The organism is Paenibacillus sp. P4_E11 (assembly GCF_056401635.1).
This window is the reverse complement of record NZ_JBFUIX010000123.1, coordinates 1-11,759: the sequence shown is the minus strand read 5'-3', so window position 1 is coordinate 11,759 and position 11,759 is coordinate 1. Positions and strand designations below refer to the sequence as shown.

Genomic DNA, 11,759 nt, shown 5'->3' with positions numbered 1-11,759 from the left:
AGAATGTTCCAGTTTGTCTCTTTCAGACTACAAAGAGTATGCATAAGATGCTATACGCTTCGTACGTCGGTAAAAGAAAGGGGGATTGAAGACCATGTCGTTTCGCAAACAAGCCAAATTACTACAAGGAAAAACCGTGCAGGTTACAACCACCGGCAGCATTTTTACTGGTACTCTCTTATCGGTTGGTACGGATTTTCTTATTCTAAGTGCCGTCATTAGAGGGCGCAGAAGACGACTCATCATGCGATTGGCAGAGATTATTCTGCTCTCAAGGTTATTCGGCTAAAATATAGAATAAACAAGGCCTCAAGATGCTTTGGATTGTATTCTCGACCAAAACAAAAGCCAAGGAATTTGCACCTTGGCTTTTGTTTTGGTATTGGATTCGTAACATTCTGTGCCAGTATTGTACGGGGTACATGTGGTGAGGTTTTCCTGTCTGCCAAAAGGTATACCTCCAAAGGGCATACCTTGTAAATCTTCGATTTCTCTATCTTAAGCTGCACCTTGTCGACCACATCGTCGGCCTTGTACCGAGTATATCGATTAAAGTGATTTCATTGCCTTCCTTGTCCATCCCCTGTCATGCCCTACTTACTTCCCTCACAGTTAGTTGTCACCATAAAACCATTCCCGGCCGATGACGGCAAGCCATAAATTCATTCCCGACCGCTTGAAGGGAAGGGACTTATCCTGCTGGACGATCTGCGGATCTTCTACCTTCGTGTAGGTCAGATAGGCGTTTCCCGCTTCGTCAAACAGGCAGTTCACGTTCATATATTCGTAAGGACCCGCTCCGATATCGCCTACTCTGTGCCATGTGCTTCCGCCGTCGCGTGATATAGCGGCAGTAAGCGGGGTTCGTAAGCCATAGTGATGTCTTGCAGGATCATACTCGCTGTCATTGTAGAATAAGACCAGATCGGCCGTCCCGGGGATCCTTCTAATGCAAGTACAGGATTCGGGCGCTCGCAAGCCGGAGGTTTGCGGTAATGACCATGTTTCACCGTGATCTTCCGAGAAGGACAAGAAGACTGCCCCTAGCTGGGTTCGAAGCGACATGATCAGCCATCCGTCTTCGAGTTCCGCCACCGACGCTTCCATCGCCCCGCGCATCGGCAAATCGACTTCGGCTCGTGATTGCCGCCAGCTTATACCTTCGTCGTCGCTTATCCAACATCCGACCTTGTTGTGCTGGCTTCCTTGATGGCCCGAACCGAAGTGATAAGGCAGCAGCAACCGCCCGCAAGACAATACGTTCATATGGTTGGCGCCGCCCTGGAGCCATTGTCCATTGCTGCGTTCCCAGACGTACCCGGCATCCTTCCATGTCGCCCCTTCATCCGAGGAACGGAATAAACTCATACTGGAGCTGCTTCCGCCCCGATGACCACGAAGACAATGAAGAAGCAAATCACCGGAAGCCAAACGGCATAAGCCGGGGGCTTGCACATTATGATCGCCTGACTGCACGTCCACGAGCAAAGTCTCACCATCCCAAGTGATGCCGCTATCTATCGAGGTCTTGGCATACACGCGGCAGAGACCGAAATCGCTGCCTCCTTCTGGACCATCCTCGTACTTATGCCATACGAGAAGCAACCGCCCTTCGTTCAATTGGACGACGCTTGCTGTATCGTTTCGCGGGTTTCCCAGTCCGGCTTCAGCTACCAGACTAACCTTCACTGCTGCGCTTGACATCCTAGCATCTCCTTATTACAAGTTCCACGCATCGTTCTTCCATCGATCCTGCGCAAAGTGGCGGATTTGCTGCCGCTCTTCATCCGTCAACTGCTGAATCGGTTTTCTCGGCAGTCCGACTTCGAACCCTTGGATGTGTAAGATTTCTCGCTCAAACGCAATGAAATCATACTTCAACAGCTCCGCTATGACCCGATTCGCCTTCACTTGCAGGACGCGGGCTTCTTCCCACTGCCCCGACCGAAATTGTCGGAACAGCTCGACAAATAGTTCAGGCATGATGTTGTACGTACTGCCGATCGCACCACAGCAGCCGACTGCCAGACCCGCCAGCAAACATTCGTCAGGCCCATTGAACACGCGAAAGTCTGGTCCGCACACCTCGATCAGCTGCTGCAGCTCGAACGTATCCTTCGACGTATATTTGACTCCGATGATTTTATCCGATTGGGACAATTCTTCATAAAATCGGACGCTGGACTGAACGCCTGTCAGTGCCGGAATATGATAAATAATAAGCGGCAGGTCCGACGCCAACGCGATATCGAAATAATGGCCGCGCACCTGCTCTTGGCCATGTTTATAGTAAAAGGGCGCAACCGATGATACGGCATCGGCGCCAGCCTGCGCCGCGTGCTTCGTCAATGCCACGCTGGTGGCTGTATCCATCGCGCCTACGTGCGCAATGACAGGCACGGTGCCGCGGACTTCGTCCGCTACAATTTCCAGAAACCGCTCACGCTCATGGATGGTCTGAAGGAATCCTTCCCCCGTGCTTCCGCTCAAATAAAAGCCATCTACCCCTTTGTCCAGCAGATGGCGAACAAGCTTGCGGGTTGCGGGCTCGCTGATCGAGCCTGTCTCGTCATAAGGCGTAATAAGCGCCGGGATGATGCCTTGGATTTGATCTGATGCAAACATGATGTCATAATCTCCCCTTTACCATTCACCTGTATTGCCATACGTTTGTTTCACTTGTCCGCTCGATTGCCGACCGGCTTCATCAATGGCATCCAGAAGCTCCGGCATCGCTACTCCCGATGCACTCCTGGCCGTAGGAATCAAGAAGTTGCATTCATTGTCGTCCATGAAACGGGCTGCTTCCAGCAAGCGCGTTTCGTCCTCCTCCGGAATGACAAGAAATCCGTGCTTGTCGGCATGAATCAGTTGGCCGGGCTTGACTTTGCAGCCGAACACTTCGACCTCGCAGCCCCAGCGAACCGGTGTGCTGTAGGCGTGTCCCACGCACATTCTGCGGGCCAAAGCCTTAAAGCCCGAGTTGGTCATTTCGTCGAGATCGCGGATTGCTCCGTCCGTAATGGTGCCGACACAACCAAGCGCACGATGAATATTGCTGTTCACTTCTCCCCAGAAGGCGCCAATCACCCGGGGGCGATCCAAATCCTGAACGACGACGATTTTGGGACCAGGTACACGGCTCACATAGTGTCGATACTCGCTCCAGGCATGCGGATTGCTTTGCGGATGCGACGGATTGCTCGGTTCGATTTGYACGGTAACGGCATAGCCGATCATAGCTCCCATCTGGGGCATATAATCCCGTGTCTCCTCCGTATTGAATCCCATCGTAATGTCGTGCTTCGTGATGGCCTCCCAGCCATTATAGATTGTCGGCGTATTCCATCTTTTTAATTTCAACAGCTCGTTGTAGCCAAGACGTTGATCGCTCATTGCCTGTCACGCTCCCCACCTGTCACGTTTATAGTTTCTCCCGGATTTATCTTCGCGACCTCACCTTCCACGCTGAACCATACGGAAATGGCGGAAGGATTGTGAACGAGCTCACCCGAAACTGAAAAACTCAGTTGATCTAACGCTTTCTTGTACCGCACAATTTCCATATTCATTGCATACCAAATATCCGGATGCGAACCGACCAGCTCGCAGAACCGTTCCAATCCATCCCAATTCCGGTTTTTCTCGAATTCATAGCTATGACCCCATACATACAACAGGGCCATCCGGGAATGACCGACCCGGTCCTTGATGAATGCTTGCCCRTATTCCATCATGTCGCGATGATGACAGGTTGGGGACCATTGTAAAAAGTCTTCCGGCATATCGAAGGCACCGTGGCTTTTCGTAGTTCGGGCGTATTCCACGCCAAGAGCAGGGAGCATCTCGATTACCTGTCGGTTCCAGGCGCCGTGAGGGTAAGACATCCCTTTGACCGGGTACTCCGCAAGCTTCTCCAGTTGTTGTCGATCCTGCAAAATTTCCGCAGCCACCCTCTCTTGCGGCGATTGATCCAAAAAAGGATGATTGACCGTATGCACCGACACCTCGTGCCCGTCATACAATCCTTTCACTTCCGAAGGTTCCACGTACCCTGGCTTTCCAAGAAGGCCGGAATTCAAATGGAACGTTCCCCGAATGCCGAACCGGTTCAATATGTCGATCATTTTCCGGTCGGCGTCCCGTCCGTCATCGTAGCTTAATGTCAGTCCTCTGCTTTTTCCGCCAGGAAAGCGATCAAATCGAATACGCATACTATCCTCCTACTTCCACTATAGTTCGCACGTTTGTTTCAGGAGCTTATGTAATCACTCCTCGTATTCAACCTTTCACGGAGCCGAGCATCGTCCCTTTTACGAAATACTTCTGTATCCATGGGTATACCAAAATAATGGGCCCGATCGAAAGCAAGGCGATTCCCGAACGAACGTTGTTCATCGCAAGCTGGGCTTGATTCGCGTTATTATTGAACATCAGATCATTGCTTTGCTGGCTCACCGATGTAAGCATTTCCCGCATGATCACTTGAATGACGGTCAGCTTCTGGTTGCGGATGTAAATCATCGCGTCAAACCACGCGTTCCAATGCTCGACGGCCGCCCATAGCGCAATTGTGGCCAGTACGGGAGTGGAAACCGGAATGATGATCCGGAACAAAATGGTCAAATATCCGGCACCGTCGATGTACGCGGATTCCTCCATCGCGGTGTCGAGCGACATAAAATAGTTCCGCATGATGATGATGCTGAAGATGGCAACCGCGCCGGGGATAATGAGCACGAGAAAGTTGTCGAGCAGCCCCAAGCTCTTGATGATCAAATAAGTCGGAATCAACCCCCCGGCGAAAAACATCGGCACGATGAAGTACGTGGTGAGCCAACCGCGCAACGGGAGCTCTTTCTTCGCAAGCGGGTATGCGGCCAATATCGTAAATAGCACCTCAAGCGCCGTTCCTGCCGCCGTCCGTATGACCGAGTTCAAGTATGGCCGGACGATGTCCCCGGAGGAAAGCAAAAACCGGTACGCCTCCGTCGACCAGGTTGTCGGCCAAAAATGAAACCCGAGCGTAGTGGCTTCCCTCCCGTCGGAAAAAGACAATACGACCAGTTGCCAGAACGGATACAGAATCAAAAAGGAAAATACGAGCATGAAGGCGCCGTTTACCGCATCGAACCACCAGCCGGGATGAAGCTTAAGGCCGCTTTGGCCTGATCTTGGCTGCAGTCGTATCATTTACCACACCCCGTAATCATTGAATTTACGCACGATTTGATTCGCAGTGACGAGCAAGATAACGCCCACCGCATTTTTGAATAACCCGACGGCTGCCGAATAATCCATCTTGAATTCGACAAGACCGGTACGGTACACATAGGTGTCGATAATATCGCCCACTTCGTATACTAACGGACTATACAGATTGAGGATCTGATCGAACCCGCCGGACAATATATGACCCAAGCGAAGCAGGAATAAAATCGTAATGACCGGAACGAGCGAAGGTAGCGTAATATAGATCATTTTGTGAAACCGGTTCGCCCCGTCCGATTCCGCCGCTTCGTAGATTTCCGGTGAAATGGAAGAAATCGAAGCCAAATATAGGATCGATGCCCAGCCGACTTCCTTCCAGACGTCGGAAATGAGCAGCAGCGGGATGAAAAACACTTTGCTGGACAAAAAGTTGATCGGCGTGCCGCCGAATAAGGTGATGACGTAATTGACGATCCCCCGCTGCGGCGAGAAAACCTCTACAACCATGCCGGCGATGATGACCCAGGACATGAAATGCGGCAAATACGAAATGCTCTGCACCGTTTTTTTGAATCTCGTTTTCGTGATTTCATTGATAAGCAATGCGAACAGGATCGGAAACGTAAAGCCAACGAGCAGCCGCAGGATGCTGATGATAACCGTGTTCCGCAGAGCGCGTATAAAGACAAAGTCATGAAACATGGTTCGAAAATGCTCAAAATTATTCCATGGACTATCCCAGATGCCAAGCCCTGGCTTAAAGTCCTTGAATGCGATGATGACGCCGTACATCGGCGCGTAATGAAAGACCGCCAATTGCAGGGCGGGTAAAAGCAAGAGCAGGTACAGCATTTTCATTTTCTTCATTCGTTTCCATGTCAACCCTCTTGATGTTCTAGCCAGGGGAACCAAGCTCCCACCGCCTTTCTTGGACAGCGGGGAGATCCGTCTGCCTCCGACGATCCCCCCGTACTCCATTCTTCACATATAAAGTTATTTTTTACGCAGATCGGTGACCTTCGGCGCTTTCTCCAGTTCGGCCAGAATCTCGTCTCCGCCGCTGCTCCGCCAATTTTTCACATAGGCGTCCCAAGCGGCATCCACATCGACTTCTCCCGTAATCGACTTGAACAAAAACTCGTCCGTAATCGTCTTTAATTTCGCGCCGTATTTCGTATTGAGCTCGTTGTATTTGGTTTGATTGAAATAATCCCACTTGAAGGGACGGTACGCCATTTTCCGGCCGGCATCCGTACCGAAAAAGCTCTCCGTCAATTTCCCGACGGCCGCGTTGTTGAAATACGCCGTCACATTCCCCTGTTGAATCGGCATATTGTAATACCCGATACCAAGCTTCTCCCGGTCGGCTTCCGCCGTCTGTTTAGGGACAACAGCCGATTTGCCGGAATCACCCTCCCACGAATAATTAGTTGCTTCTTCGCCGAACGTCGACAGCATGAACCCGTCTTTGTCCAGGTTGATATAGTCGAAAATCTGCAGAATTCTGGCCAATTTTTCGTCAGAGACATCCTTTTTGATGACCATCGCGTAGCCAAAGCCGTCTACAGGCGTATAAGCGGCCGATCCCTGCTGTCCTTCGAACCCGATCGGGGGCGGCGTAAACAGGAATTTCGCGTTCGTATCCTTGAGCAGGAGATTTCCAGGTGGACGATTGAACGTAAAGGGTACCATCCCTGCTGCCTGCACCTGCACCTGCGCAACCCCGTATTTCCCGGCCGCAAATTTTTCCCAGCTCTTGGCGCGGTTGAGTGTGGTGAATTCCGGATCGATGAACCCTTTTTTATTCAGGGAAGCTATATATTTCAGAAACGATTTATAGTTTTGGCTTATCGCGTAACCCGTCAGCTTGCCGTTCTCTTCCAGGTTGTAATCCCAGCCGAAGCCGAATGCCCCTGCTTCCGTGTTCAGCGCCCAAGAAGCATCGCTGTTGTTCAGCAGTAAACCGTACGTATCCTTCTTCCCGTTGCCGTCAGGGTCATTGTTAACGAAGGCATCGAATAGTTTCTGCTCTTCATCGAGCGTAAACGCTTGCTTGGAGAAAAACATGCGCTCCAATCCGCCTGATGTCCCTACGGGGACAACTTCCCCCTTAGGCTTGATCCCGAGCTTTTCCATCCAATCCAGACGGTATACCTGCCCCCAGATCAGATTATCCCATTCTTGCTTAAATCCGGTGAGCGCATAAAATTGCCCATCTTTGCCCGGTACTTGATTCACCTTCCAGCCAGTCGGCTGGTCCGACAACATTTTGGCGTAATTCGGTGCGTACTTCATGATCATTTCCTTGGATATGCTTCGGGTGACCACATCCGCATACAGCTTTTCCGGCGCGTCGATAAACGCGATATCCGGCAGTTCTCCCGAGGCGACCATCAGATTTTTTTGTTCCTTGTTGTTGACGTCGATTTTGCGGTTTGTCAGCTTCACGTTGAATTTCTTCTCGATCATCTGCTGAACCTGATTATTGTCCTCGACCTTGCCTCTTGCCCCTTGACCGACCCAACTGATTTCAATCGTCTTGGTCGTATCTGCCGGCTTATCCGATGCTTGTCCAGGGCTTATTTCCTTCGTTGTCTTTCCCCCCGAGCACGCAGATGCCAGAAGCGCGACCGCTATGAGCGACGCCACCACGCTTGCCTTATTCCTTGCCATACCCATCCCCTCATTTCTATTGATTGCCTTACAAGTTCATTATATAAAAGAAACCCCTGTGATTCGTAACAGAATCATCAGGGGTTTCTAATACAATTCTCACCTGTTTGGATACGCTTCCACGATGGTGCCCTCGCGGCAAGGCAGGCGTAAGGTCACGGTCGTCCCCACACCCTCGCTCTCGACTGACAAGCCGTAACGATCTCCGAAATGGAGCTTGATTCTACTATTTACATTATATAACCCGATGTTGCGCCTGTCCCTTCTCTCCAAGTTCAGACGAATTTCGTCGAGCGTCTGGCGTTCGATACCGGGCCCGTTATCCTGAATAATCAATGCCATTTGATCCATGACCCGTACGCAGCGAACGGTTATCCTCACCTGACTGTCCTGCAGCTGAAGGCTGTGCCTGACAGCATTCTCGATAACAGGCTGCAGGATCATCTTGTTGACGATGCAGTCGTGCAGATCCTCGTCTACATCCCAGTCGCATGTAATCCTGTTTTTGTCGCGGTAGCTCATGATCTTCAAGTAAATCTGCGAATTGGCGATTTCTTCGCGAAGGGTCGTGAGCGGACTGTCTTTTCCCATCGCGTAACGAAACATCCGGCTCAGCAATCCGATCATATCAGCTGCCAAATGCCGCTCCCCCTCTTCGACCATATACATGATATTCTCCAGCGTATTGTAGAGAAAATGCGGATTGATCTGGGCTTGCAGCGCTTCCAGGTGCAGCTCCTTCTTCTCAAATTCAAGAGTCAGCCGCTCTTCGCCCGCTGCAAGAGTATCTTGCACCAGCAGCTCGATTCTCTCCAGCATGTGATTGAAAGACCGGCGGAGCTGCTCGACTTCGTCAATCGCATAGGGCTGATTAAGCGCCAATCGGGCTACGCTATCCGACTCCATGCGCACATAACGATCTTGCAGGGAAGCAAGCGGCCTCACCAAATACTGCGACATGAAGTAGGATAAAATGAGGATCAGCAAAAAGAGAATGACCAGCAAATAGACGTCGTCATCGAACAGCTTTAAGACTTGGTCATGGATGGCCGAAGCGTCATATCGCGCGATCAAATACCAAGGCAAAGAACCGATTTTCTCCGAGAAATAGATCGCGCTGTCGGTTCGAAACGGATCCCCCTTCATGCTACCCGGCGATAAAGGAAGCTCTGACGGTTGTCCGACCCTTTCCGCGTCGGGGTTAGACAAAATGCGTCCATGCTCGTCGACAATAAAAACCTCGCTGCCGTTCCCCTTCAAATCGGCATACAGATTCGTAAAGAAAACGCCGTTAATATCCGTTTTCAGATAACCGATCGGACGGGAATACCGATTGATATCAACAATGCCGATACCCAGGCTGATGGTGGAAGATGCCGTATCCGTCGGAGGGAGCCAATAAAAGCTATTATTACGACTGGCGCGCATTTGTTCGAATAAGGACGGATCAATTTGGACCGCATGCTTATACCGGTTGCTGTAAATCAATCGATTGTCCAAGTCGTATATGCCGATGGCATCCTCGCTAAGCGTCGGAAAGCTGCTGTCGAAAATCAGCTGATCCATCTCACTCTGTCGCTTGTCACCTGGATCCGACACATAGGACGCAACGAACGCGTCATAACCGAGCCGCGTCAGCGCTGTTTCTTTTTGCTCGGCGAACAACTCGACCCGGTGCGCCGTTTTATCAAACAGCACATGAAACGTTTCTTCCAATTCCCGCGAGATGATTCGCGACGAATTCACGTAGAAGACCGTGACGAATAGTATAATAGGAAGCAGGATCGTCAATAGGAAATAAACGAAAAATCGGTCTCTCATCGTAAACCTTCGCTGCGTAACGACTCGCTCATCCCAGGCAGGCTTCCCTTGTTCCTCCAACGTGTACTGCCGCCCAATCCAACCGATCAGATTGTGCAAGGGAATTAAAGTCTTACGGCCGGTCCATCTGGAAAGAAAGTAAGTTAGCAAAGTGCTGCCGCATAAAATGATCAACGTATACAGGCCGAGAGCTCGCAGCTGCCCGTTATGAAGCCCCATTTCCGCTTCGGCGGCTACGATCCGGATTCCATGAAAGCCGATGTCACGAAAAAAGTACGCTTTCCCCCTGAAGGGAAATGCTTCACTCGACTGCTGCTTGTCCGCCGTTTTTTGCAGCAGTTCGGTTATTTCCGGCGCGATCACACTTCCTTTAAATAATACCTGCTCGTTGAAATCGATGATGGCCAGCGATTCGCCGTAGGAAAGCCTATGTTCGAAAGCGTTTGCATGGATATCGATCTTCAGGAAACCAAGATTACCACCAGGCCCGATGACGGGACAAGCAAAGTAATTCGATTTGTTCCACATATCGAGAAGCTCGTGAAGTGCGTCATTTGTCATAGCGGAAGAACGTAAGCCTAGCGCTGAATAAGTCTGGTTCGCAGGAACGAATGCGATTGGATTGTCGAGATCAGCAAGCGGCATTCGATTTCCTTCAAAGAAATAACGGGAATATTGATTGTTGGAGCTGTATTGGCTATCTTCTGTCCATAACGTGATGCTTCTAATCAATTCATTTCCCTTATTCAGGTTGAATAAGGATGACTCCAGGTTTTGCGATAGGATCACTTTCTCATAAGAGGAGACGTTTGGCTGCCGCAATTTGTCCAAGGTATCAATCAGCATGGCGCTGTTCCGCAGCCTGTCCATCGTTTGATAAATATCCTCGAATTGCTTGCGCACGTCAGCGGCCGTTTGACTCCATTTCATCGATTGCATCATGTCGGTTTTCTCTACGATATAGCGTTCGGTTTTCCCATACAGTACATAGCCGATCCAGATAATTAGCAGCACTACGCTAGACAGGGAGAACAGCATCAGGAAACGATTCAATCTAATCTCTTTGCGCTTCACATGACGTCACTCCCGGGCGAAGCCACAATTCCGCCGCATTCCCTGTAGGTTTGTGGCGTCACGCCACTCAACCGTTTGAAGATTTTATTGAAATACGAGAAATTGCCATACCCGACGCGCATTGATATTTCAAAAACTTTATAGTCGGTGCGCAGCAGCAGCTTCTTGGATTCGTTGAACCTGACTTCGTTCAAATAATCGATGAAGTTTCTCCCCGTTTCTCGCTTGAAGAGGGTGCTGAAATAATTCGGGTTGACATGCAGCCGGTCTGAAACGTCTTCAAGTCTGATACGCTCGGAAAAGTTCTCGGCGATATATTGTTTGGCATGGACATCGTACACATTGCCCTCCAATCCCGTCTTCGCGACCTTCTCTATCTGATCGGCCTGTCCCGCTTCTTTCTCTAAATCTATGGAGATGTCCCGGAATAAATCAAGAAGCTCATCTCGCATGACCGGTTTCAGTAGATAACCTTTTACACCGAAGCGAATCGCTTCCTTGGCATAATGGAAATCGTCGTATGCACTCATCAGCGCCACCTTGATTTGCGGAAACTCGCTTCTTAACCATTGCGCCAAATCCAGCCCGTTCATGTTCGGCATCAAGATATCCGTCAGTACAGCATCGGGATGACAATCCCGTACCATTTGCTTGGCCGACTCTCCGTTCGAAGCGCAACCCACGACTTCAAATCCGATGTCTCCCCAAGGCATATTGTTCTTTACCCTTTCGCGAATGAACGACTCATCGTCCGCTATCACTACTTTGTACATCGGCTCACCCCTGTCATGAACTAAAAAGGATAACAACAATATAGTTCATTTTAGCACAGGATAATCGGAGACGTATGAAAAGAGGATAGAACGAAATAACACATTCTTAAGGATTTCATAACACATATCTCATGGATCGGCAGCAAATTAATAATAAGGATCTCATTCTCAATGCAGCCTCGTATTGATCAATTAATAGCCTAATTA

At 50.1% G+C, this 11,759-nt stretch carries 10 protein-coding genes and 1 pseudogene; 1 reads left to right on the top strand and 10 read right to left on the bottom strand.

The window, feature by feature from the left end; translation table 11 throughout:
* The first annotated feature begins 94 nt into the window (after positions 1 to 94).
* Positions 95 to 289 (top strand): hypothetical protein, encoded by a 195-nt coding sequence (locus tag AC1DWB_RS28300; RefSeq protein WP_477544448.1) that lies wholly within the window; start codon positions 95 to 97, stop codon positions 287 to 289.
* Between the two features lie 184 nt (positions 290 to 473).
* On the opposite strand, the pseudogene AC1DWB_RS28295 reads toward AC1DWB_RS28300, so the two are convergent.
* The 10 genes and pseudogenes from AC1DWB_RS28295 to AC1DWB_RS28250 form a co-directional block, all read right to left on the bottom strand.
* A pseudogene (locus AC1DWB_RS28295) lies at positions 474 to 583 on the bottom strand (RNA polymerase subunit sigma-70); the annotation flags it as partial.
* Positions 584 to 612: 29 nt separating this feature from the next.
* Positions 613 to 1,704: a sialidase family protein gene (locus AC1DWB_RS28290; RefSeq protein ID WP_477544447.1), complete on the bottom strand. Its 1,092-nt coding sequence runs from the start codon at positions 1,702 to 1,704 to the stop codon at positions 613 to 615.
* A gap of 15 nt (positions 1,705 to 1,719) precedes the next feature.
* Positions 1,720 to 2,625, bottom strand: coding sequence for an N-acetylneuraminate lyase (locus tag AC1DWB_RS28285; protein WP_477544446.1), 906 nt, complete (start codon positions 2,623 to 2,625; stop codon positions 1,720 to 1,722).
* Between the two features lie 18 nt (positions 2,626 to 2,643).
* On the bottom strand, positions 2,644 to 3,396 hold the full coding sequence (locus AC1DWB_RS28280; RefSeq protein WP_477544445.1) for an RraA family protein: 753 nt from the start codon (positions 3,394 to 3,396) through the stop codon (positions 2,644 to 2,646).
* Positions 3,393 to 4,214 (bottom strand): polysaccharide deacetylase family protein, encoded by an 822-nt coding sequence (locus AC1DWB_RS28275; RefSeq protein ID WP_477544444.1) that lies wholly within the window; start codon positions 4,212 to 4,214, stop codon positions 3,393 to 3,395. Before AC1DWB_RS28275 ends, AC1DWB_RS28280 begins: the two co-directional genes overlap by 4 nt.
* Before the next feature lie 67 nt (positions 4,215 to 4,281).
* Entirely contained in the window at positions 4,282 to 5,193 is a 912-nt protein-coding gene (locus AC1DWB_RS28270; RefSeq protein WP_477544443.1) for a carbohydrate ABC transporter permease, read from the bottom strand.
* Complete coding sequence (locus tag AC1DWB_RS28265; protein ID WP_477544442.1) at positions 5,194 to 6,078, bottom strand: ABC transporter permease; 885 nt, start codon at positions 6,076 to 6,078, stop codon at positions 5,194 to 5,196.
* Between the two features lie 126 nt (positions 6,079 to 6,204).
* A complete protein-coding gene (locus AC1DWB_RS28260; RefSeq protein WP_477544441.1) occupies positions 6,205 to 7,884 on the bottom strand; it encodes a type 2 periplasmic-binding domain-containing protein in 1,680 nt (559 codons plus the stop codon).
* A gap of 99 nt (positions 7,885 to 7,983) precedes the next feature.
* The gene (locus AC1DWB_RS28255; RefSeq protein ID WP_477544440.1) at positions 7,984 to 10,779 is read right to left on the bottom strand and encodes a sensor histidine kinase; all 2,796 of its coding nucleotides are present in this window, start codon (positions 10,777 to 10,779) and stop codon (positions 7,984 to 7,986) included.
* Entirely contained in the window at positions 10,776 to 11,552 is a 777-nt protein-coding gene (locus AC1DWB_RS28250; protein WP_477544439.1) for a response regulator transcription factor, read from the bottom strand. The genes AC1DWB_RS28255 and AC1DWB_RS28250 overlap by 4 nt, the downstream gene beginning before the upstream one ends.
* Positions 11,553 to 11,759 lie beyond the last annotated feature (207 nt).

Coding starts and splice junctions, on each gene's coding strand:
- AC1DWB_RS28290 (WP_477544447.1), bottom strand. CDS start 1,704: ATGTCAAGCGCAGCAGTGAAGGTTAGTCTGGTAGCTGAAGCCGGACTG.
- AC1DWB_RS28300 (WP_477544448.1), top strand. CDS start 95: ATGTCGTTTCGCAAACAAGCCAAATTACTACAAGGAAAAACCGTGCAG.
- AC1DWB_RS28285 (WP_477544446.1), bottom strand. CDS start 2,625: ATGTTTGCATCAGATCAAATCCAAGGCATCATCCCGGCGCTTATTACG.
- AC1DWB_RS28260 (WP_477544441.1), bottom strand. CDS start 7,884: ATGGCAAGGAATAAGGCAAGCGTGGTGGCGTCGCTCATAGCGGTCGCG.
- AC1DWB_RS28270 (WP_477544443.1), bottom strand. CDS start 5,193: ATGATACGACTGCAGCCAAGATCAGGCCAAAGCGGCCTTAAGCTTCAT.
- AC1DWB_RS28250 (WP_477544439.1), bottom strand. CDS start 11,552: ATGTACAAAGTAGTGATAGCGGACGATGAGTCGTTCATTCGCGAAAGG.
- AC1DWB_RS28265 (WP_477544442.1), bottom strand. CDS start 6,078: ATGAAGAAAATGAAAATGCTGTACCTGCTCTTGCTTTTACCCGCCCTG.